Raw genomic sequence first — 19,836 nt, 5'->3', positions numbered from 1 at the left:
CATGGGGCAGGGATCTTCTGATCCGTTGAAATCAGCCCTGATTTGGCCCACGGATTTGGCGAATGGTCTGGCGGACTGCCTGCCAGTCCTGTGCTTCCTGTTTATTCCCGGCGGCCTCGCATTCGCGCATCTTTTGCGCGGCTTCCGCCTCGGCCCGGTCGCCGTGAACGGTATAAAGAGCCCGTGCGTATTGAGCGGTCTGTAGTGCGTCCATTCCTGTCGTCCTCCGTCTGTGATCGGAATACCCGAAGGTTCGCGCCGAATGACGATAGCACAAGACGGGTGCCGGTGCACCTTAGTGATCGCAAATCTGCGTGCGTAGCTTTCTGAGGTGCTCCGAGAAGTCGCGGGCTGTCAGGTCAGCTTCGCGCACCAGACGGTCGAAATGGCGCGTAAATGTCTCGATCCGATCACGGTCACGGAAAGCCATATAGTGGCTGCCAGCGTAGAATACGCAGAGCAGGGGCCCGAAGATCGTGACCGGAGCGGAATAAAGCCGTTTGGCATCAAACAGATAGATCCTGAGGCGCGGATAGAGTTGTTCACAGATTTCAAGCAGATGGTCGATCTGTTCCAATCGGATTTTGGGGCATAGCCCTTCGTAGTAGCCACGCGCATGAGCAAAACTGTCGATTTCATACAGCGGCATGGCGATTTCATAATCGGATTGCGCACTGCGCATCCACATCAGCCGGTCAGCCGAGGCGCCAATAGCCTGATCCGCCGTCCGCCCCAGATGCGGGGCATATTCCCACTCCAGCACTGCCCGGGTCTTTAACATGTCGGGCAAAGTCGCTGGAACGTAACGGATTTTGTACCCTGCAGCCTCTTGGTGCCATTCGAAAATTCGCTCATCCACCAATGCGCGCGGCGCTTCGGTCATGGTCAGCGAACTGGCCAACAATTCCGCGGCGCTTTCGGGGCGGTCAGACAGGCTCAGTAGCCAGTCCGCAGATACTCCCAAGGCCGAGGCGCAACTTCCGACCACATGAGCGTTCGGCAATCGTGCGCCCTCATCCGTCAACAGCTGTGATACGGTCGAACGATCCACGCCGATATCACGCGCCAGCGCGCTTTGGCTGACGTGTTGTTCCTCCATCGCGCGGGCAAGGCGCGTGCGAAACTGTGATGCTCGGTCTCGCTTGTCGATTTTTTCCTGCATGTGTTTTCAAATATCACAGATGATGAGTTTTGTTAATCATATTCAGAATTTTCAACGGATGCCGTGACCCTTAATTTTGAAGACATAACAATAATATGGGTGACGGAATGGAAACACGACGTAGATCAGTCGTGAAAGCTGTATTGTGGAATGCGATGGGCCTGCTGGTGATGACGCTGGTCGGGTTGATCGCAACCGGGTCAGCAGCTGTGGGCGGGACACTGGCGATTGTGAATACGGCCATCGGCTTGACGATGTACGTTATTTACGAGCGCGTCTGGGCCAAAATCGCGTGGGGCCGCAATGTCTAGGCCCAGATCACCTGAGTGGGGCACTCTGGCCCTGATCCTAGCCTGCTATGGGGCGTGGCTGGCGGTGATTTTCCTGTTGCCGCTCTGGCTGGCGATCCCGGCGATGGGGTTGGTTTCCGCGCTACATTCCTCGTTGACGCATGAGGCGCTGCACGGTCACCCGTTTCGTACAAAATGGCTAAACGAGGCGCTGATGGCGCTGCCTCTGACCTTGTTCATCCCGTATCAAAGGTTCCGCGACCTGCATCTGGCGCATCACCGGGATGAGACGCTGACCGACCCTTATGACGACCCCGAAACGAACTACCTGGACCCGCAGGTCTGGGGAGCTTTGGCGGGGTGGCAGCGGTGGTTGCTGTCTGTGAACAACACTTTGTTGGGGCGAATGGTTGTGGGTCCGGCGATTGGCCAATTCATTTTCACGCGGGATGAACTGCGCGGTGCTTTGCGTGGAGGCCGGGGTATTTTGCGGGCCTGGGCATTGCATCTCGTCGGGGTAGCCTTGGTTTTGTGGGTGGTTGGACATTCGGCAATGCCAATTTGGGCCTATATACTATCGGCTTATATCGGTCTGGGGTTGGTGAAGATCCGTACTTTCCTAGAGCATCGCGCACATGAGAATCCGCAGGCCCGCACCGTGATTATCGAAGACCGCGGATTGTTGGCTTTTCTGTTTCTTAACAATAACCTGCACGTGGTTCATCACATGAACCCAAGTGCGCCGTGGTACCGGCTGCCTGCGCTGTACCGAGCGGGTAAAGTTCAGTTTCAGGCCCGGAACGAGGCCTATGTCTACCGCTCATACGCTCAGGTTTTCCGAGCGCACTTCTGGCGGGCCAAGGATCCGGTGGCACATCCTCTCTGGCCAAAGCATTGATTTGACGACAAAAGGGGTCCATGAGTTTATGGATTCCCGTCACAATCGCCGCCGCCTCGTTCCAGACAGTGCGGTTTATGCTGCAAAAATCGCTCAGCACCGTAAAGCTGACTGCGGCCGGCGCGACCTTTGCCCGGTTCGCTTACTCCATGCCGCTGGCGATAATCGGGTTGCTTGTGGCACTGCAGATGACTGGGTTCAGCTTACCGCCGCTGACGGGATGGTTCTGGATATACGCTGTCATCGGCGGGACGTCGCAAATTCTGGCAACGATCTGTGTGGTTGCACTATTTAAGCAGCGAAATTTTGCGGTCGGGATCACCTTTAAGAAAACCGAAGTCATTCAAACCGCCATTGTCGGTTTCCTGGTGCTGGGCGACCAAGTCTCGAACGGCGGGCTGGTTGCGATCTTGCTGGGGCTGATGGCGGTACTTCTGCTGTCCAAATCACCTGAGGTCGAAAGCGCATGGTGGAAACACCTGACCAACCGCGCTTCGCGTCTTGGGCTGGGGTCGGGTGTGCTGTTTGCCTTTTCCGCAGTCAGCTATCGCGGGGCTTCGCTGGAATTGGGTGATATCGACGCGTGGTTTCGCGCCCTGATCACCTTGGCCGTGGTGGTAACGTTCCAGTTCCTAAGTATGGCAGTGTGGCTGCTGTGGCGTGACCGGGCAGAACTGCGTGCGGTGTGGCAGACACGACGGACCGGAGTATTCGTCGGCCTGACCAGTTTGGGCGGATCGTTCTGCTGGTTCTTTGCGTTCACCTTACAGAACGCAGCCTATGTCAAAGCGTTGGGGCAGGTCGAGCTGTTGCTCAGCCTGTTCGCGTCGATCCTGTTTTTCCACGAGACCATCACCCGGCGTGAGATCGCCGGGATGACGTTGTTGGGCGTATCGATCTTGGCGCTGGTGCTAGCAATTTAACCGGCGCGGCGTTCGTCAAAGCTGAGGGCGATAAAGCTGGGCAGGTGATCGCCCATGCCCACAACCGCCGGGCCACCGTCGTCGCGACGGCCACGACCTTTGGGTTCTTTGTCCCTTTTGCGGTCGCTCTTTTTGGGGTCGGTCTTTTTCTCGTCCGACTTGGCTTTTTTCTCGCGCTTGGGCGCCTCGTCCTTGGGTTCTTCCTTGACCGGGTTATCCAGTCGCGGAATTTCCTTTTGGATCAGCTTTTCGATTGCATCCAGCGCCTTTTCATCGCGGCCTGAGCAGATCGTGACGGCCTTGCCCTCACGCCCGGCGCGACCGGTTCGGCCGATGCGGTGCACGTAATCCTCGGCATGGCCTGGAACGTCGAAATTGAACACGTGGCTGACCGAAGGAATATCCAGACCACGCGCGGCCACGTCAGAGGCAACCAGCAGGCGCAGCGAGCCATCGCGGAACCCGTCCAGTGTTTTCATTCGCTGCGATTGATCCAAATCGCCGTGAATGGCGGCGGCGTTATAGCCGTATTTCTTCAGAGACTTGGCGCAGATATCCACGTCTGTCTTGCGGTTGCAGAAGATGATCGCATTTGTGCACTTGTCGCCTTCGGCGTCGATCAGCGAACGCAAAACCTTGCGCTTGGCGCTGGCCTCACGGTCGCGGCGACCACCTTTGAACATGACCACGCCCTGTTCAATAGTCTCCGACGCGGTGGCCTGTCGGGCAACCTCGATCCGGGCCGGAGCGGACAGGAAAGTGTCGGTGATACGTTCGATCTCAGACGCCATAGTGGCCGAGAAGAACAGCGTCTGGCGAGTGAACGGTGTCAGCGAGAAGATGCGTTCGATATCTGGGATAAAGCCCATATCCAGCATCCTGTCGGCTTCATCCACCACCATGATCTGCACGCCGGTCAGCAGCAGCTTGCCGCGTTCGAAGTGGTCCAGCAGGCGACCTGGCGTGGCGATCAGAACGTCAACGCCACGGTCGATCAGTGCTTCCTGCTCTTTAAAGCTTACACCACCGATCAGCAGCGCTTTGGTCAGTTTCAGGTGTTTAGAGTAGGTGTCGAAATTCTCGGCCACTTGCGCGGCCAGTTCCCGAGTTGGGCACAGCACCAGCGAACGTGGCATGCGCGCCCGCGCGCGGCCCCGTGCCAACAAGGTGATCATCGGCAGGGTAAAGCTGGCCGTTTTGCCGGTGCCGGTCTGGGCGATCCCAAGAACATCACGCCCTTCCAATGCGGGCGGAATCGCGCCCTCCTGAATCGGGGTGGGGGTTTCGTATCCGGCTTCCTCAATAGCCTTGAGGACCTTCGGGTTCAGGTTCAGTTCGTTGAATTTTGTCATGTAAGTCCGGTTCAAGCGGACACTAGACCTGGCCCGCGCGTCAAAGGTTTGCCGGGCCCGGATGGCCATACGCTGCATTGCGCATTTTCGGCTTGAAGGGGGACATAACAAAAACACCGGGCATGGTCAAATGAAGACCTCTTAAGGGATGTCATCGTGTCCGTATTGCGGATTTCTCGCAACAATTCAGTGACTTCTGGGGAAGTGTTTCCGAGCTTTGTCATCCAAATCCAGTGGCCGATGCCGGAGCAGACCCTGTTGTTGCAAGCGGGCGCGTACGTCGGGGTCAGTGCCGCTGATTTCATCGAAAAAGGCGCGCAGACCTTCCATTCCACTTTCGGTCTCGATCCAGCTGAGTAGTTCGTTCATGTTCATGCCGCCACGTTCGCGCGGTACATTCAGCGACATTCCAGGCTGATATGAGCCACGCGCCAGGCGGAACCTCAAGTGCGTCTGCCAATGTTTCCAATCTGGGGCGTGCCGGTGGCACAACTCCAATCCGGGCAGTTCGAATTTGCAGGATAAGAGCTTTTTGTTCTGGAATAGATTGTGGATGCGAAAGTTCAAATTCTCCATTCCGGTGCGAACGATCAGCTTGCCCTGCAAATGGCTGAAGAACCCGCCCTGAACAAAGGCGCCATAGTTCGGGTACAGCGATTGAACAAGTGCGTCGCGCTGTGGACCTTTAGGGATGTGAGCCTTGAACAGGTCTTCAGCATCGGCCACCACCTCAATGGGGCGGACACGCACGGCAGGGATGTGTTCGGGAGTATCGGTCAGTTGCTGGGGTATGGGGCGATCCGTCCACAGGAACTCGTCCACGTCGATATGGGCCAGCCAATCTAAATCGGTTTTGCGATAGGTAAAGGATGCATTCGCGGTCTGACGGTTCTGATGCCGTTCGGGCCGCTCGCGCTTGCGGCTGGTCCAGAACGCATCGTCACAGGTGTGAACGTCGACCTTTGGGTGCCGAACCAAGACGTCGAAGGCATCGGGGTTGGGTTCGTCCAGATGGATGTACATCCGGTCGACCCCGAGATCGAGATGATAGGCTACAAACCGCAGGATATCCGGGGCAGGACCCCGAACCGTCGAGACAATGCCCCAAGTCGGTTGCTTATCTGCCATGTATGGCCCTCGGGCCGATCACACCATCATCTCTTTCGTCGCCGTCAGGTTCAGCTCAGGGTAATCGCGCACGACCCGGTCGATGTCCCACTGAAGGCGCGTCAGATAGACGATGTCGCCGTCATGATCATGGGCGATGTGCTGTTTGTTGGCGTTGACGAACTTGTCGACCTCGGCCTTGTCGCCACTGACCCAACGGGCGGATGTGAACTGAGACGCCTCGAACCGGACGGGCAGACCGTATTCCATCTCGATCCGGCTGGCGAGCACTTCGAATTGCAGCGCGCCGACGACGCCCACGATAAAGCCCGAACCGATCGAGGGTTTGAACACCTTAGCGGCACCTTCTTCGGCAAACTGCATAAGGGCTTTTTCCAGATGTTTGGCTTTCAACGGATCACCTGCGCGGACGGTTTGCAGCAGCTCCGGCGCGAAGGAGGGGATGCCGGTTACACGCAACGCTTCACCTTCGGTCAGTGTATCGCCAATGCGCAGCTGGCCGTGGTTGGGGATGCCGATGATGTCTCCGGCCCATGCCTCTTCGGCGAGTTCCCTGTCCGATGCGAGGAAAAGCACAGGGTTCGAAATTGCCATCGGTTTTTTCGACCGCACATGGGTCAGTTTCATGCCGCGTTTGAAGTGGCCCGAGGCCATGCGCACGAATGCCACCCGGTCGCGGTGCTTGGGGTCCATATTTGCCTGAACCTTGAAGACAAACCCGGCGACCTTCTTCTCATCGGGTGCGATTTGGCGTGGTTGTGCAGACTGAATCTGCGGCTGTGGGCCATAGGCGCCGATACCTTCCATCAGCTCTTTGACCCCGAACGAGTTGATCGCTGAGCCGAACCAGATCGGGGTCATGTGCCCCTCAAGCACGGCCTGCGGGTCCAGCGCGGGCAGCAGTTCGCGCGCCATCTCGACCTCTTCCAGCAACTTGTCCAGCAGATGCTCGGGCACGTGTTCTGCCAGTTTCGGATCGTCTAAACCATTGATTTCGATACTTTCGGCGACCTTGTTGCGGTCTGCTCGGTCCATCAGTTCCAGCCGATCGCGAAGCATGTCATAGCAGCCGATGAAATCCCGGCCTACGCCAATAGGCCACGCCGCAGGGGTGACATCGATGGCCAACATCTCCTGAATTTCGTCAATGATCTCGAACGTATCGCGGCTTTCGCGGTCCATCTTGTTACAGAAGGTCAGGATCGGCAGATCACGCAGACGGCAGACCTCGAACAATTTCTGTGTCTGGCTTTCTACACCCTTCGCGCCGTCGATCACCATTACAGCGGCGTCCACTGCAGTCAGTGTGCGATAGGTATCTTCCGAGAAGTCGCTGTGACCGGGCGTGTCCACCAGATTGAACCGGAAATCCCCATAGTCGAAGGACATGGCCGAGGCGGAGACCGAAATACCGCGATCTTTCTCCATCTGCATAAAGTCCGAGCGCGTCCGCCGCGCCTCGCCTTTGGCACGCACTTGACCTGCCATCTGAATCGCACCCCCGTACAACAGAAACTTTTCAGTCAGCGTCGTCTTGCCCGCATCCGGGTGCGAGATGATGGCGAATGTCCTGCGCCGAGCGATCTCGGGCGGCAATACGGGTTGGTTCGAGGCGGTATCAAGCATGAACGCGCATATATGCGGGGAATTCTGCCGAAGCAAGACAAAGGGGCTGTTCAGAATCGTGAAGCTATGCCAATAAGAACATATAGAGAACAAATAATGGAGAGGACCAATGAATTTGAAAGAAATCGCGGACGAACTGGTGGCTGGTTGCCGAGAGGATCGGGCCAAGGAGAATCTGGCAAAGCTGTATGCGCCGGATGCTGTTTCAGTTGAGGCGCAAGAGATGGAAGGAATGGGTCGCGAGACTCATGGCGTCGATGGCATCCGCGGTAAGCACGAGTGGTGGGAAGGCGCGCATGAGGTCTCAGGCGCATCCGTCAGTGAGCCTTATCTGCATGGTGACGACCGCTTTGCCGTAATCTTCGAGGTGCAGGGCAAGGTGAAGGAAAGCGGCGAGACATTCGATATGAAAGAGGTTGGTATCTACCACGTCGCCAACGGAAAAATCGTGCGGGAAGAGTTCTTTTACTAACTCGTTTTGACTTCTGGTCTTCCCCGTCTGGCCGGTGCTAGACATGCGGGCAACAACAGATGGGGAGGATCCGATGGATCTGGGAATTCAGGGAAAACGCGCGCTGGTTTGTGCCAGCAGCAAAGGTCTGGGTCTGGGCTGTGCAGAGGCACTGGCCGAGGCGGGCGTTGATCTGGTGATGAACGCCCGCGGGGCCGAAGCGCTGGAAGCCGAGGCCGCCCGTTTGCGATCCGAGTATAATGTGGACGTGCAAACCGTGGCCTGCGATGTGACCTCGGCCGACGGTCAGACGCAGGTAATTGAGGCTGCGCAGGGCGTTGATATCCTTGTGACAAATGCCGGTGGCCCCCCGCCGGGTTTGTGGTCGGATTGGGATCGGGATGATTTCATCAAGGCGCTAGACGCCAACATGCTGACGCCGATTGCGTTCATGAAAGCGCTGCTGCCGGGGATGATCGACAAGGAATGGGGCCGGGTAGTGAACATTACCTCACAATCCGTACGCTCTCCGATTGCAGCACTGGGCTTGTCGAATGCGGCCCGAACCGGGTTAACCGGGTATGTGGCGGGCACGTCCCGGCAGGTTGCGCAATATGGCGTTAATATCAACAACCTGCTTCCGGGTATTCATGATACGGACCGGGCGTTGTCACTGGATGGCGGTGTCTCGAAACAACAGGGTATCTCACTGGACGAAGCCCGTGCCGCGCGCTCGGCAACGATTCCGGCGCGCCGGTACGGCACGCGGCAGGAATTCGGGGCGGCCTGCGCATTTCTGTGTTCCCAGCATGCAGGCTTCATGGTCGGGCAGAACATTCTGCTGGACGGTGGTGCAGGCAATATGACGATGTAACTATGTCTCAGGGGTATTCGCTAAAGGATCAGTTGTTTAACGCGGAAAAGACCCGTTATCTGACGGGCTTGTTCTCGGATGTCGATCCATCCTTTGATGGAGAGTCATTCGAGGAGCAGGTCATGTCGCGGCTGCCGAACCTTGAGTTGAAAGAGCGCATGGCCTGGATCGCCAAGTGCTTGCAAGAAGCGATACCTGGAGAGCTGCCGACCATCGCGCCGATCCTTCTGCGTGCTCTGCCACCGCCTTTGGATCCGACCAAAACGGATGATGACTTCGGAGATTTCATCTTTGCACCTTTGGGGGATTGGGTCGTCGCTGTGGGTTTGGATCATCCTGATCTTGCCCTGGACGTACTCGAAGAGTTGACCCAGCGGTTTTCGATGGAATGGGCCATTCGTCCCTTCCTCAACCGTCACCAGGATCAGGTGTTGGCGAGGATGGAGGATTGGTGCGGGCATGACAGCTATCACGTGCGTCGTCTGGTCAGCGAAGGTACGCGGCCTCGACTGCCTTGGGGGCAGGCGGTTGGGTTGGAATTGACCGATCCGATGCCGTTGTTGGACCAGTTGCATAAGGATCCGACACGCTATGTCACGCGGTCTGTGGCGAACCATTTGAATGACATCACTAAGAAAGACCCCAAGCTTGTGCTGGATCGGTTGCAGGATTGGTCCCGGACCGGGAAACAAGATCAGGACGAACTGAGTTGGATGACCTCACATACCTTGCGAGGGCTGGTGAAGGCGGGTCATCCGGATGCCATGAAGATGTTGGGCTTTGATCCCGAGGCCAAAGTAACCGCGAGTGTGCAGGTGAATCAGGAGGCCAGGATTGGCGGTGCGCTTGAGTTTGATGTCACGCTAAATGGGACAGGGGATCAGCCTGTTCTGATCGACTATATTGTTCACTTTCAACGGCCTGGCGGAAAAACCTCAGCCAAAGTGCACAAGTTGAAGCAGACGACCTTGCGCGACGGCGCGCTAAGCCTAACCAAGAAACACAAGCTGAAGGGCAACGCGACCACGTTCAAACTGGTCCCCGGTGCGCATCAGTTGGATATTCAGGTAAACGGGCGGGTTCGCGCCTCAGTCAATTTCGAACTGTTGGGCTAGGCCTCACGCTTTTGTCAAATTTGGCAGCAGCGGTTGCATAGACGGCGGTGCTGCATTAGCTGCCAAGTAGCCAGCGAGGAAAGGGTAGCTGCGATGAAGCATGAATCAGTGCAGAATTACTATGGCGAGGTCCTGCAGGGCAGCGCGGATTTGCAAACCAACGCGTGCTGCACACCCGACGATATGCCGGACCATGTTAAAAAGATCCTCTCGAAAATTCATGACGAAGTGTTGACGCGTTACTATGGCTGCGGCCTGATTGCGCCGTTGGATCTGGAAGGGATGAGCATCCTCGATCTGGGCTGCGGGGCAGGCCGTGACGTATACGCCCTGTCCGCGATGGTGGGTGAAAAGGGCCGGGTGGTTGGGGTCGACATGACTCCGGAACAGCTGGACGTCGCCCGCGCGCATCAGGATTTCCACGCGCAGGCTTTCGGTCACTCAGCCAGCAACGTCGAATTCCATCATGGCTACATCGAAAAGCTGGATGAACTGGATCTGGAGCCCGGTTCCTTCGACATCATCGTCTCAAACTGTGTGATTAACCTGGCCACGGATAAAGAGGCTGTTCTGCGCGGTGCCCATCGTCTTTTGAAAGAAGGTGGCGAGATGTATTTCTCGGACGTCTACGCCGACCGCCGTGTGCCGCAGGCCATGGCCGAGGATGAGGTGCTCTACGGCGAATGCCTGTCAGGTGCGTTGTATTGGAATGACTTCCTGTCGATTTCGCGGAAGACTGGCTTCGGCGATCCGCGCCGCGTCACGCACCGTCCGCTAACCATTGAGAACTCAGTGCTTGAGGAGCGTGTTGCGCCGCTTAAGTTCCTGTCTGCCACTTATCGTTTGTTCAAATTGTCCGCGCTTGAGCCCGCTTGCGAAGACTACGGTCAGGCCGTGACCTACAAAGGCACCATCCCGCACGCGCCGCATCTGTTCGAACTGGATGATCACCACGCGATCGAGACCGGCAAGGTTTTCCCGGTCTGTGGCAACACATGGATGATGCTAAAAGACACGCGTTTTGCGCGACATTTCGACTTTATCGGCGATTTTTCGACCCATTATGGCATTTTCGACGGCTGTGGTGGCGAAAGCCCGTTCAAGGCCAACCGCGCGACCATCAGCGCGGCCACGAGTGAGACTGCCTCGGGCGGTTGCTGCTGATCGCTTGCGCCTGACGGGTGGGGTTGCTATCCCCGCCCAAGCCCGGGATTTTGATCGGGAAAAGGCAACGAGGCCCATCGGTGACAATAGACGCAACTCCTCCTCGTCTGGAAATTCGCAATCTGATCGCACGGTACGAAGGGCGGGTTGTTGTTGACGACGTTTCTTTGACGGTTGAAGCCGGGAAGGTGACCTGTCTGCTGGGGCCGTCGGGATGTGGCAAGTCGACCACGTTGCGCATGATTGCCGGGGTTGAGATGCAGGAATCCGGTGAGATTTATGTGGACGGCAAGCTGATCTGCGACACCGTGTTTCGCGTTCCGCCCGAACGCCGCGAGATCGGCCTGATGTTTCAAGATTTCGCCCTGTTCCCGCATCTGAGCGTTGCCGACAATGTGTCCTTTGGCCTGACGGGGCACAAAGAGGAAAAGCGCGCGCGTGTCGACGAGCTGCTGCGCAAGGTTGATCTTACCCGTTTCATTGACAAATTCCCGCATCACCTTTCTGGGGGCGAGCAACAACGCGTTGCTCTGGCCCGTGCGCTGGCCCCACGTCCGCGGATCATGTTGATGGACGAACCGTTTTCGGGCCTCGACAACCGCCTGCGCGACGGTATCCGGGATGAGACGCTGGCGATCCTCAAGGAAGAGGATGCCGCCGTCGTGCTAGTGACCCACGAGCCCGAAGAGGCGATGCGCATGGCCGATGAGATCGCCCTGATGCGACGCGGTAAGATCGTGCAACAAGGTGCGCCGTATAACGTCTATACTCGTCCAGCCGACAAGGCTGCAGTCGCATTTTTTAGTGATATCAATGTGTTGCAAGCTCAGGTTAATGGTGCATTGGCGGATACTCCGTTTGGACAGTTTCTGGCGCCAGGTGTTCCGGACGGCACGGATGTTGAAATCGTGTTCCGTCCCCAGCACGTGCGATTGGACTTTGACCGCAACGGCAAGGGCCCGCTACCAACGGCAACCGATGGGGTGGCAGCCCGCGGTACGGTCGAGAGGGCACGGTTTCTGGGTAACGAGAGCCTGGTTGAGTTCCGCATGGACCATGACGGCTCGGTCTTGAAAGCCACGGTGCCGAATGTCTTTGTCCCCAATCCGGGGCGCGTCATGTGGCTGACCATTCGCCGGGACCGATGCTTTGTTTATCCGGTTTAGGGACTAAAAACGCAGTTTTGACCAAAGTGGTGCGCGAAAGCCGCAGATTGCGTGCGTGCTTTGCTTGCCGCCACGCGGGGGCGGGTCTATCAAGGGCAAAACGCTGCGGTGGATGGGGCAAATGCGTATTCTTCTGACCAATGATGACGGTATCAACGCGCCGGGCCTGATCACGCTTGAGGCGATCGCCGCCGATTTGGCCGGATCTGACGGTGAAGTCTGGGTGGTTGCGCCTGCGTTCGAGCAATCGGGCGTTGGCCATTGCATCAGCTATACCCATCCGATGATGGTCGCCAAACTGGGTGATCAGCGTTTCGCTGCCGAGGGCTCGCCCGCTGATTGTGTTCTGGCCGGTCTGCATGATGTGATGAAGGATGCGCCGCCCGATCTGGTGTTGTCTGGTGTGAACCGGGGCAATAACTCGGCGGAAAACACACTTTATTCGGGCACTGTCGGTGGTGCGATGGAGGCCGCATTGCAGGGCATCCCGGCTATCGCTCTGTCGCAGTATTTTGGCCCGCGTAATCTGGGGCTCGACGATCCGTTCGAGGCTGCTACCCGGTACGGCGCTGATCTGGTGCGGAAAATCCTGGACGCAACTCCGGCAGAGCAGGGCGATTACCGTCTGTTCTACAATGTCAATTTCCCACCCGTGCCGGCGGATGAAGTACTGGGCACCAAGATTGCCCCGCAAGGTTATCGCCGCGACACGCACTTCTCGGTCGAGCCGCATAGTTCTCCGTCAGGGCGGCGGTTCCTGTGGATCAAAGGCGGGTACCAACATAACCCAACCGCGCCGGGCACGGATGCTGCGGTCAATCTGGCGGGCTATATCTCGGTCACCCCAATGCGCGCGGATCTGACTGCGCATGACGCGCTTGTGGCACTGAAGACAATCGAATGACCGGACCAGATCCCGAAACAATTATGCAGTTCCTGTTTGCCCTGCGATCGCGTGGGGTGACTGATGCCCGCGTGCTGGCCGCGATGGAGCAGGTTGATCGAGGTCAGTTTGTCAAAGGTCTGTTCGCTGAGCGTGCTTATGAGGATACGCCACTGCCGATTGCCTGCGGGCAGACGATCAGCCAGCCGTCTGTTGTTGGGCTGATGACACAGGCACTGGACGTGCGTCCGCGGGATACGGTGTTAGAGGTCGGCACAGGCTCGGGCTATCAGGCGGCAATCCTGTCCAAGCTGGCGCGCCGGGTCTATACGGTCGAACGCCACAAGCGGCTGGTGCGCGAAACTGGTGCGCTGTTCCGTGAGTTGGGTCTGACCAATATCACTGCGATGTTGTCGGATGGCTCCTTTGGTCTTTCCGAACAGGCGCCGTTTGACAGGATTATCGTGACTGCTGCAGCAGAAGACCCTCCAGGGCCGCTCTTGGCGCAGCTGAAAATCGGCGGTATCATGGTGCTGCCGGTGGGACAGTCGGATGCGGTTCAAACCTTGATCCGGGTCAGACGGACCGAGACTGGTCTGGACTATGACGAATTGTTGCCCGTTCGTTTCGTGCCCTTGTTAGAAGGGCTTGGCAGGGACGGGGCGTAAAAGAATATTCTGTAACACGCGCCGGAACCCCGGAAAACACGGGCAGGCGCTGAGGACGGTAAGATGAGAGCAGTTTCCAAATCAGCGATGCTCCGCTGCGCAACAGGTGTGGCGGTTTTGGCGATTCTGGCTGGGTGCGAAGGCCCGCTGGACTATGATCTGCGCGGGCAGGTCGGCGGGTTTTCGACCGCCGATGCCGCGCGCGGGGTTACAACGAACCGGCCAGCACCGGATGCGCGGGGGGTCATCACCTATCCGAATTACCAGGTGGCCGTTGCGCGTCGTGGCGATACGGTTGCCTCGGTTGCCGCCCGCGTCGGGTTACCCGAGGGAGAGTTGGCTGTGTTCAACGGCCTCAAGCCGACCGATCAATTGCGCGATGGCGAGGTGATCGCCCTGCCGCGCACGGTAAGTTCGGCTAGCTCGGTTGATATCGCCACGATCGCCGGTACCGCGATTGATGAGGCTCCGGCAGATGGTTCAGTCCGGACGTCAACGCTAGCCCCGGCCCAGCCTGCGCCTGCAACGGCCCCGGCGGCATCGGGGCCCGAGCCGATCCGCCACCAGGTCAAACGCGGCGAGACGGCATATACAATCGCGCGGCTTTATGATGTGCCCGTGGATGCGCTGGCCGAGTGGAACGGGCTGGGACCGGACTTTACCGTGCGCGAAGATCAGTTCCTGCTGATCCCGATCAAGAACCAGCCCGCGCCGCAACAAGCGGCTGTGCCTGCCACCAACGTGACGCAACCGGGGCAGGGTTCGCCCACACCGACACCTCCAAGCGCAACCCAGCCGCTGCCGGACGAAGTTATCGAACCCGCCCCGCCTGCACCTGATGTAACGGCTGAGGCGCCGACCAGCCAAAGCAGTTCAGCCTTGGGGTTGCCGGTTACGGGGACGATCATTCGAACCTATGACAAAGGCAAGAATGAAGGGATCGACATCGCCGGGTCGCCGGGAACCGCTGTGAAGGCAGCAGAGGCCGGGACCGTAGCTGCAATCACCGCAGATGCGGATCAGGTGCCGATCATCGTGGTCAAGCACAACAGTGACCTGCTGACCGTCTATGCGAATGTCGACAAGATCACGGTTAAAAAAGGCGATCGCGTCCGTCGAGGAGAGCGGATCGCCTCCTTGCGGGGTGGGGACAATTCCTATGTCCATTTCGAGGTGCGCAAAGGTTTTGAATCCGTCGACCCGGAACCTTACCTTAAGTGATGACAATGGCCCGTTTCGGGCCATACATCTTACAGCCGAATTCAGGCGTGCGGTTCGAAGTCGTCTAGCGTTTTCCCCGGTTCGTCGGCGAAGATTTCCGGCAGGGGTGAGACGGAATCAATCAGGTCGATGCGGAACACGCGGAACCCTTCGCGCAATTCGCACCATGCGGTCAGGGTCCAGACGCGGCCCCAGTACTCCATATGAAGAGGGCGAATGGTGCGGTCTGTCAGAACGCCGTCTATACGACGATAAGACAGGTGCAATTTCTGCCGGGTTTTGATCGCGGACCGAATCGGAGCCATATGCGCCAGCCCCCGCGCAGCGTCGGCAAAGGGGTATACGGCGAATTTCCACGTGTCCGCCTCGGCCACGACCTGGGTGGGCAGTACAGCGTCAATCTTGTCGGCCAGGGTTTCTGCGGCGGCCTTCAGATCGGGGTCTGCGGCCTCGGCCACGATGGCCATGCCGAGGTTCAGCGCTTCAAGCTCGGCCGGGGTCAGGTTCAGCGGGGGCAGGGTGATCTGTTCACGCACCATGTATCCCACGCCGCGCTCGCCTTCGACCGGAACGCCTGAGGCGACCAGAGTATCCATATCGCGATAGATCGTGCGAACCGACACTTCAAGCCGATCCGCAATATCCTGCGCGCGGTGCAGTTTGCCGTCGCGCAGGATCTGGATGATGTCGAACAGACGATCAGAGCGGCGCATGACACGCCGCCCAGACCGCTTTTATGCGGTCATGTTCCATAGCACATTCTCGTGGCGCATCTGGACGCTTTCAGGGTTGATGGCGGCCATCATGCCAGCGGCACACTCTTGTTGCGGAAATTGTGCGGCTGCGTCCTGCGCGGCCTTCATATTCGTCCAGATGACGTAATCGGTCCAGCGGCCATCTTCACCCTGGCTCAACTGACGGTGGGCAAAGCCAGGGGCCGAGCGGACGAACGCCTCGGACGCTTGGCTAAGTTTCACAAACTCTTCCGGTGTAGTCCCGTTGGCGAGGGTGAATGTGACGATTTCAGCAACATGGGTCATTTGAATCTCCGTTGACCAGGTTTCGATGCCCTGTTCCTAATGCCGTGCAACTGACATAAACCTGTCAGTTGGATTTTACCAGCCCACAAAAAATGCGTGATCGGAACAAATTTGAACGCGGAATCGATCTGACGCACTTTTGCCACGGGCTTTGCAGGCGTAGACACAGACCCAGATCACATTCCCGGCGCATTGCGCCGATGTACAAGGAGAAGAGACATGCTTAACAATATCGGCCTTCCCGGTCTGCTGCTGATCGCCGTTGTGGTGCTGGTGCTGTTTGGCCGCGGTAAAATCAGCTCATTGATGGGTGAAGTGGGCAAGGGCATCACCTCGTTCAAGAAGGGCGTCAAAGAAGGCGCGGACGAACTGGAGCAGGATGCTGCCGAAGTGGCCAAGGACGTCACGCCCGAGACCGACAAAGACAAGGCCTAAGCGCAGATGTTTGATCTGGGCTGGACCGAGCTTCTGGTCATCGGCATCGTTGCCCTGATCGTTGTGGGGCCAAAGGACCTGCCGGTGCTGTTTCGCAATGTAGGCCGTTGGGTCGGCAAGGCCCGTGGCATGGCGCGAGAATTCAGCAGCGCCATGAACGAGGCTGCGGATCAGGCGGGTGTGAACGAGATCAAGAAGGGTCTCAACGCGGCGGCGAACCCCGTCAGCACCGCCATGGACAGCGTTAATGAGGCGGCGCGAGACGTTGCCAAAAGCATTGATCCCACTAAGTTCGATCCCGACAGCGAAACCGGCAAGCTGGCCGCGGAACGGGCTGAACAGGCCAAAAAGATTCAGGCCTCAACCGCGCGTGCCGCGGCTGAACGCAAGGCCAAAGAAGCGGCGGATGCGCTGGCCAAGGCCGAAGAGGCCGAGGCCGCGCTGAAGACTGAAAGCAAGACATGACAAAGACCGACGAGATCGAAGACAGCTCGGCCCCATTGATCGAGCATCTGGCGGAACTTCGCACGCGGCTGATCCACTGCGTCGTGGCATTTCTGGTCGGGATGATCATCTGTTTCACTGTGGCCACGCCGCTCTTCAACTTCCTAACGAACCCTCTGTGCGAAGTTCTGGCCGAACGCGGGCAGGATTGCGGGCTGATCTTCATCTCGCCGCAGGAAGGGTTCTTTGTTGCCATCAAGGTTTCGCTGTTGGGCGGCTTTATTCTGGCCTTTCCCTATATCGGGATGCAGATGTGGCGGTTTGTGGCACCGGGTCTCTACCGGTCCGAGAAGAACGCGTTCCTGCCGTTCATGCTGGCGTCGCCTTTCATGTTCCTGCTGGGTGCAAGCTTTGCATTCTATGTCGTCACACCGTTGGCCTATGACTTTTTCCTGGGGTTCCAGCAATTTGGCGCTGAAGGTGAGGCCGTGGTCGAAGGTGCAACTGCGGCTCCGCTAAGCGTGGTGTTCCAGGGTTCGGCGCAGGAATACCTGAACCTGACGATCAAGTTCATCGTGGCCTTTGGCCTGTGTTTCCAACTGCCCGTTCTGTTGACCCTGATGGGCAAGGCGGGGTTGGTTACAGCCGAAGGGTTGGGTTCCGTGCGGAAATATGCGGTGGTTGCCATTTTGGTGCTTGCTGCATTGGTAACACCTCCGGACGTGATCACGCAGGTCATCCTGTTTGTAGTGGTCTACGGGCTGTATGAAATATCCATTTTCCTCGTCGCACGGGTCGAGAAAAAGCGCGAGGAGCAACTGCGCGCTGACGGCTACTATGATGATGAAGAAGAAGCCGACGAAGAGATAGTGCGGGAAGAAGACGGCAAGTAACCCCGCTGAAAACAATGAAACAGGCGCGCTCGTTCGGCGCGCCTTTTTCGTGTCTGGCCCTTGTTGCGCTGCTTCGAACATGGTTTGAACCCCGCAAGACATGACGCCGGAGGCCCCAATGGACGACAAAGCTCTGAACCGTATCGCCGACGCGCTGGAGCGGATGGCACCAGCCCCTCTGGCCGCGCCCGATTTCGCGGCGGCCCCGGCATTTGTTTGGCATGTTGAACCGGATCGGTTGGAGCCCGTCGCGCAGGTCAACCGCGTCGATCTGGATTTGTTGGTCGGCATCAACCGGTCTCGCGACACGTTGCTGGACAACACTCGCCGCTTTGCCGCTGGGTTCAAAGCCAACAACGCGCTGTTGTGGGGCGCGCGGGGGATGGGCAAATCCAGCCTTGTCAAGGCTGTCCACGGCACGTTGCAGGATGAATACCCGGACCTGAAGCTGGTAGAGCTCCAGCGCGAGGATATGGGCTCGGTCGCGCGTTTGCTGAACCACCTCCGGGCCGCGCCGCACCGGTTCATCCTCTTCTGTGATGACCTGTCTTTTAGCCACGATGACCAGCACTACAAATCGCTCAAGGCAGTGCTAGACGGGGGTATCGAGGGGCGTCCGGAAAACGTCGTGTTCTATGCCACGTCAAACCGCCGCCACTTGATGCCACGCGACATGATCGAGAATGAACGTTCCAGCGCGATCAACCCGTCCGAGGCGGTCGAAGAAAAAGTATCATTGTCTGATCGATTTGGCCTTTGGTTGGGCTTCCATCCCTGCGATCAGGACGAGTATCTTGCGATGATCGACCGCTATTGTGGTGCGTACGGCGTGTCAGTTGACGCCGAAACCTTGCGTGCCGAAGCCATCGAATGGCAGGCGACACGCGGCGCTCGTTCAGGCCGCGTTGCGTGGCAATTCTTCGTCGATCTGGCTGGGCGGAACGGCGTGCATATCGCCTAACCCGCCCGCTTCACTTGGCAATAATATCTCCGCCGGAGGCATGGCCCATAGGGCCATTCCTAGAGCAAAGACAAAATCCGTGCGGCTTCGTCTGCCGTGCTGGTCAGGGCATCGCGGTCTTCACCGGGATGGAACCGCGCGCGCACGGCGGTTGGCATTGGGGCAGGCTCGACAATAGAAACCCGAGGACCGGTGCGCTCGGTCTCAAGCGCCCAGCTGCGCGCCAGTGCCATCTGTGCACCTTTAGTCGCGCCATATATGCCATAGAACTTCTGACCTGCCTTGGGATCGTCAAAGAACACGGCATGGCCGGTTTCGCCCAGCAAAGGGGCGATATAGGGGATCAGAACTGACGTGGCCGTAGCGTTGGTATTTACGGCCTTTGTCCACTCTTTCGGGTCTATGAAATGCGTGGGCGTCAGGGCCGAAGTGTGGACGGCCGTGTGCAGCCACAGGTCCACCTTGCCCCAGCGGTCATGAATGCCCCGGCACAGGGTCGCCATGGCGTTCGGGTCGGCGATGTCCATCGGCGCCAGTGTTGCCGCTCCGCCTTTGGCCTGAATGCGGTCATCCAGCTCTTCCAGCCCGCCAGTGGTGCGGGCGACGGCGACGATGTGATATTCGGGTGCCAGTGCCTCGGCCAGGGCAGCGCCCAACCCACGAGAGGCCCCGGTGATGAGGGCTATTTTGGTCTGATCGGTCATGATAGCGGTTTGAACCCCTGCACGCAGGGCGTCAAGCCGGTTTAACTGCCGGGGATGACGATCCGCTTGGTCCGGCCGCTTTGTCGCAGCATCACGCCTTCAGCATCAATCGCAACCACAGTACCCGAGGACACGCGGCTGCCCAGTTTCACCTCTTTGACACGCCCCGACGACATGCGCATCAGGGCCCGCATATCCGATTTCGGGCCAAACACCCCAAGAACGGACAAAGAGCTTTTGTTCAGCGCGCCCTTTTGCGTGGCCGCACTTTTGACAGTGGCGTTTGACATGGATTCCGGCCCGGCCGCAGCGACCCGACCCCTTGTTTTGAGTGGTTTCCAGCGGGCTACCAAACCGGGTCGCGAAGGAAAACCCCGATTGGTCAGTCGCCACCAGATGGGATTTCGCACCTCGGCGAAGCCCTTGCGATTGCAATTT

At 58.2% G+C, this 19,836-nt stretch carries 24 protein-coding genes; 15 read left to right on the top strand and 9 right to left on the bottom strand.

Annotation, left to right across the window (positions count from 1 at the left end; translation table 11 throughout):
* Positions 1 to 31: 31 nt before the first annotated feature.
* Together ACR0DT_RS03175 and ACR0DT_RS03170 are read right to left on the bottom strand one after the other, a co-directional pair.
* Positions 32 to 214 carry a hypothetical protein gene (locus ACR0DT_RS03175; protein ID WP_480709358.1) on the bottom strand — a complete coding sequence of 61 codons (183 nt, stop codon included), beginning with the start codon at positions 212 to 214 and terminating at the stop codon, positions 32 to 34.
* A gap of 81 nt (positions 215 to 295) precedes the next feature.
* Entirely contained in the window at positions 296 to 1,162 is an 867-nt protein-coding gene (locus tag ACR0DT_RS03170; protein WP_480709357.1) for a helix-turn-helix domain-containing protein, read from the bottom strand.
* 107 nt (positions 1,163 to 1,269) lie between these two features.
* Here ACR0DT_RS03170 and ACR0DT_RS03165 point away from each other — a divergent pair, with 107 nt between their 5' ends.
* Genes ACR0DT_RS03165 through ACR0DT_RS03155 form a run of 3 tightly spaced genes read left to right on the top strand, consistent with a single transcriptional unit; the run spans position 1,270 to position 3,273 of the window.
* Entirely contained in the window at positions 1,270 to 1,473 is a 204-nt protein-coding gene (locus tag ACR0DT_RS03165; protein WP_480709356.1) for a DUF2061 domain-containing protein, read from the top strand.
* Positions 1,466 to 2,350 carry a fatty acid desaturase gene (locus ACR0DT_RS03160; RefSeq protein WP_480709355.1) on the top strand — a complete coding sequence of 295 codons (885 nt, stop codon included), beginning with the start codon at positions 1,466 to 1,468 and terminating at the stop codon, positions 2,348 to 2,350. Before ACR0DT_RS03165 ends, ACR0DT_RS03160 begins: the two co-directional genes overlap by 8 nt.
* A gap of 20 nt (positions 2,351 to 2,370) precedes the next feature.
* Positions 2,371 to 3,273 carry an EamA family transporter gene (locus tag ACR0DT_RS03155; protein WP_480709354.1) on the top strand — a complete coding sequence of 301 codons (903 nt, stop codon included), beginning with the start codon at positions 2,371 to 2,373 and terminating at the stop codon, positions 3,271 to 3,273.
* Here the strand turns inward: ACR0DT_RS03155 and ACR0DT_RS03150 are convergent.
* The 3 genes from ACR0DT_RS03150 to ACR0DT_RS03140 all read right to left on the bottom strand — a co-directional run bounded on the left by ACR0DT_RS03150 (position 3,270) and on the right by ACR0DT_RS03140 (position 7,379).
* Positions 3,270 to 4,625: a DEAD/DEAH box helicase gene (locus ACR0DT_RS03150; RefSeq protein WP_480709353.1), complete on the bottom strand. Its 1,356-nt coding sequence runs from the start codon at positions 4,623 to 4,625 to the stop codon at positions 3,270 to 3,272. The two genes, ACR0DT_RS03155 and ACR0DT_RS03150, sit on opposite strands and share 4 nt — an antisense overlap.
* Before the next feature lie 186 nt (positions 4,626 to 4,811).
* Entirely contained in the window at positions 4,812 to 5,753 is a 942-nt protein-coding gene (locus tag ACR0DT_RS03145; protein WP_480709352.1) for a glycosyltransferase family 2 protein, read from the bottom strand.
* 18 nt (positions 5,754 to 5,771) lie between these two features.
* Positions 5,772 to 7,379: a peptide chain release factor 3 gene (locus ACR0DT_RS03140; RefSeq protein ID WP_480709351.1), complete on the bottom strand. Its 1,608-nt coding sequence runs from the start codon at positions 7,377 to 7,379 to the stop codon at positions 5,772 to 5,774.
* 109 nt (positions 7,380 to 7,488) lie between these two features.
* On the opposite strand from ACR0DT_RS03140, the gene ACR0DT_RS03135 reads away from it, so the two are divergent.
* From ACR0DT_RS03135 to ACR0DT_RS03100, 8 genes are all read left to right on the top strand, one after another.
* On the top strand, positions 7,489 to 7,851 hold the full coding sequence (locus ACR0DT_RS03135) for a SnoaL-like domain-containing protein (protein ID WP_480709350.1): 363 nt from the start codon (positions 7,489 to 7,491) through the stop codon (positions 7,849 to 7,851).
* Between the two features lie 73 nt (positions 7,852 to 7,924).
* Complete coding sequence (locus ACR0DT_RS03130) at positions 7,925 to 8,704, top strand: SDR family oxidoreductase (protein ID WP_480709349.1); 780 nt, start codon at positions 7,925 to 7,927, stop codon at positions 8,702 to 8,704.
* A 2-nt stretch (positions 8,705 to 8,706) separates the two neighbouring features.
* Positions 8,707 to 9,819: a hypothetical protein gene (locus ACR0DT_RS03125; protein WP_480709348.1), complete on the top strand. Its 1,113-nt coding sequence runs from the start codon at positions 8,707 to 8,709 to the stop codon at positions 9,817 to 9,819.
* Positions 9,820 to 9,912: 93 nt separating this feature from the next.
* Entirely contained in the window at positions 9,913 to 10,983 is a 1,071-nt protein-coding gene (locus ACR0DT_RS03120; RefSeq protein WP_480709347.1) for a methyltransferase domain-containing protein, read from the top strand.
* Between the two features lie 80 nt (positions 10,984 to 11,063).
* Positions 11,064 to 12,149, top strand: a complete 1,086-nt coding sequence (locus ACR0DT_RS03115; RefSeq protein ID WP_480709346.1) for an ABC transporter ATP-binding protein — start codon at positions 11,064 to 11,066, stop codon at positions 12,147 to 12,149.
* Positions 12,150 to 12,270: 121 nt separating this feature from the next.
* Positions 12,271 to 13,053 (top strand): 5'/3'-nucleotidase SurE, encoded by a 783-nt coding sequence (gene surE, locus ACR0DT_RS03110; RefSeq protein ID WP_480709345.1) that lies wholly within the window; start codon positions 12,271 to 12,273, stop codon positions 13,051 to 13,053.
* On the top strand, positions 13,050 to 13,700 hold the full coding sequence (locus ACR0DT_RS03105; protein WP_480709344.1) for a protein-L-isoaspartate(D-aspartate) O-methyltransferase: 651 nt from the start codon (positions 13,050 to 13,052) through the stop codon (positions 13,698 to 13,700). Before surE ends, ACR0DT_RS03105 begins: the two co-directional genes overlap by 4 nt.
* Before the next feature lie 63 nt (positions 13,701 to 13,763).
* Positions 13,764 to 14,921: a peptidoglycan DD-metalloendopeptidase family protein gene (locus ACR0DT_RS03100; RefSeq protein ID WP_480709343.1), complete on the top strand. Its 1,158-nt coding sequence runs from the start codon at positions 13,764 to 13,766 to the stop codon at positions 14,919 to 14,921.
* A gap of 41 nt (positions 14,922 to 14,962) precedes the next feature.
* On the opposite strand, the gene ACR0DT_RS03095 is transcribed toward ACR0DT_RS03100, so the two are convergent.
* Together ACR0DT_RS03095 and ACR0DT_RS03090 are read right to left on the bottom strand one after the other, a co-directional pair.
* Positions 14,963 to 15,634 (bottom strand): helix-turn-helix transcriptional regulator, encoded by a 672-nt coding sequence (locus ACR0DT_RS03095; protein WP_480709342.1) that lies wholly within the window; start codon positions 15,632 to 15,634, stop codon positions 14,963 to 14,965.
* A gap of 21 nt (positions 15,635 to 15,655) precedes the next feature.
* Positions 15,656 to 15,961 (bottom strand): hypothetical protein, encoded by a 306-nt coding sequence (locus tag ACR0DT_RS03090; protein ID WP_480709341.1) that lies wholly within the window; start codon positions 15,959 to 15,961, stop codon positions 15,656 to 15,658.
* Between the two features lie 219 nt (positions 15,962 to 16,180).
* Here ACR0DT_RS03090 and ACR0DT_RS03085 point away from each other — a divergent pair, with 219 nt between their 5' ends.
* From ACR0DT_RS03085 to ACR0DT_RS03070, 4 genes are all read left to right on the top strand, one after another.
* A complete protein-coding gene (locus tag ACR0DT_RS03085; RefSeq protein ID WP_170348913.1) occupies positions 16,181 to 16,396 on the top strand; it encodes a twin-arginine translocase TatA/TatE family subunit in 216 nt (71 codons plus the stop codon).
* Between the two features lie 6 nt (positions 16,397 to 16,402).
* Complete coding sequence (gene tatB / locus ACR0DT_RS03080; protein ID WP_170348912.1) at positions 16,403 to 16,861, top strand: Sec-independent protein translocase protein TatB; 459 nt, start codon at positions 16,403 to 16,405, stop codon at positions 16,859 to 16,861.
* Positions 16,858 to 17,733, top strand: a complete 876-nt coding sequence (gene tatC / locus ACR0DT_RS03075) for a twin-arginine translocase subunit TatC (protein ID WP_480709340.1) — start codon at positions 16,858 to 16,860, stop codon at positions 17,731 to 17,733. The genes tatB and tatC overlap by 4 nt, the downstream gene beginning before the upstream one ends.
* Before the next feature lie 118 nt (positions 17,734 to 17,851).
* Positions 17,852 to 18,694 (top strand): ATP-binding protein, encoded by an 843-nt coding sequence (locus ACR0DT_RS03070; protein WP_480709339.1) that lies wholly within the window; start codon positions 17,852 to 17,854, stop codon positions 18,692 to 18,694.
* Positions 18,695 to 18,753: 59 nt separating this feature from the next.
* Here ACR0DT_RS03070 and ACR0DT_RS03065 read toward each other — a convergent pair whose 3' ends face one another.
* Positions 18,754 to 19,398, bottom strand: coding sequence for an SDR family NAD(P)-dependent oxidoreductase (locus ACR0DT_RS03065; protein ID WP_480709338.1), 645 nt, complete (start codon positions 19,396 to 19,398; stop codon positions 18,754 to 18,756).
* Positions 19,399 to 19,439: 41 nt separating this feature from the next.
* Complete coding sequence (locus ACR0DT_RS03060) at positions 19,440 to 19,688, bottom strand: hypothetical protein (RefSeq protein ID WP_480709337.1); 249 nt, start codon at positions 19,686 to 19,688, stop codon at positions 19,440 to 19,442.
* Positions 19,689 to 19,836 lie beyond the last annotated feature (148 nt).

The organism is Ruegeria sp. BI11 (genome assembly GCF_056538005.1).
Note: the sequence above shows the minus strand (reverse complement) of the source record. Positions and strands in the feature narration are given on the sequence as shown.

Bases quoted from the DNA above. Each gene is read 5' to 3' on its own strand.
- tatB (WP_170348912.1), top strand. From the start codon at position 16,403: ATGTTTGATCTGGGCTGGACCGAGCTTCTGGTCATCGGCATCGTTGCC.
- tatC (WP_480709340.1), top strand. From the start codon at position 16,858: ATGACAAAGACCGACGAGATCGAAGACAGCTCGGCCCCATTGATCGAG.
- ACR0DT_RS03145 (WP_480709352.1), bottom strand. From the start codon at position 5,753: ATGGCAGATAAGCAACCGACTTGGGGCATTGTCTCGACGGTTCGGGGT.
- ACR0DT_RS03100 (WP_480709343.1), top strand. From the start codon at position 13,764: ATGAGAGCAGTTTCCAAATCAGCGATGCTCCGCTGCGCAACAGGTGTG.
- ACR0DT_RS03170 (WP_480709357.1), bottom strand. From the start codon at position 1,162: ATGCAGGAAAAAATCGACAAGCGAGACCGAGCATCACAGTTTCGCACG.
- ACR0DT_RS03135 (WP_480709350.1), top strand. From the start codon at position 7,489: ATGAATTTGAAAGAAATCGCGGACGAACTGGTGGCTGGTTGCCGAGAG.
- ACR0DT_RS03105 (WP_480709344.1), top strand. From the start codon at position 13,050: ATGACCGGACCAGATCCCGAAACAATTATGCAGTTCCTGTTTGCCCTG.
- ACR0DT_RS03085 (WP_170348913.1), top strand. From the start codon at position 16,181: ATGCTTAACAATATCGGCCTTCCCGGTCTGCTGCTGATCGCCGTTGTG.
- ACR0DT_RS03125 (WP_480709348.1), top strand. From the start codon at position 8,707: ATGTCTCAGGGGTATTCGCTAAAGGATCAGTTGTTTAACGCGGAAAAG.
- ACR0DT_RS03120 (WP_480709347.1), top strand. From the start codon at position 9,913: ATGAAGCATGAATCAGTGCAGAATTACTATGGCGAGGTCCTGCAGGGC.
- ACR0DT_RS03065 (WP_480709338.1), bottom strand. From the start codon at position 19,398: ATGACCGATCAGACCAAAATAGCCCTCATCACCGGGGCCTCTCGTGGG.
- ACR0DT_RS03150 (WP_480709353.1), bottom strand. From the start codon at position 4,625: ATGACAAAATTCAACGAACTGAACCTGAACCCGAAGGTCCTCAAGGCT.
- ACR0DT_RS03095 (WP_480709342.1), bottom strand. From the start codon at position 15,634: ATGCGCCGCTCTGATCGTCTGTTCGACATCATCCAGATCCTGCGCGAC.
- ACR0DT_RS03130 (WP_480709349.1), top strand. From the start codon at position 7,925: ATGGATCTGGGAATTCAGGGAAAACGCGCGCTGGTTTGTGCCAGCAGC.
- ACR0DT_RS03070 (WP_480709339.1), top strand. From the start codon at position 17,852: ATGGACGACAAAGCTCTGAACCGTATCGCCGACGCGCTGGAGCGGATG.
- ACR0DT_RS03165 (WP_480709356.1), top strand. From the start codon at position 1,270: ATGGAAACACGACGTAGATCAGTCGTGAAAGCTGTATTGTGGAATGCG.
- ACR0DT_RS03090 (WP_480709341.1), bottom strand. From the start codon at position 15,961: ATGACCCATGTTGCTGAAATCGTCACATTCACCCTCGCCAACGGGACT.
- ACR0DT_RS03160 (WP_480709355.1), top strand. From the start codon at position 1,466: ATGTCTAGGCCCAGATCACCTGAGTGGGGCACTCTGGCCCTGATCCTA.
- ACR0DT_RS03060 (WP_480709337.1), bottom strand. From the start codon at position 19,688: ATGTCAAACGCCACTGTCAAAAGTGCGGCCACGCAAAAGGGCGCGCTG.
- surE (WP_480709345.1), top strand. From the start codon at position 12,271: ATGCGTATTCTTCTGACCAATGATGACGGTATCAACGCGCCGGGCCTG.
- ACR0DT_RS03175 (WP_480709358.1), bottom strand. From the start codon at position 214: ATGGACGCACTACAGACCGCTCAATACGCACGGGCTCTTTATACCGTT.
- ACR0DT_RS03155 (WP_480709354.1), top strand. From the start codon at position 2,371: ATGAGTTTATGGATTCCCGTCACAATCGCCGCCGCCTCGTTCCAGACA.
- ACR0DT_RS03140 (WP_480709351.1), bottom strand. From the start codon at position 7,379: ATGCTTGATACCGCCTCGAACCAACCCGTATTGCCGCCCGAGATCGCT.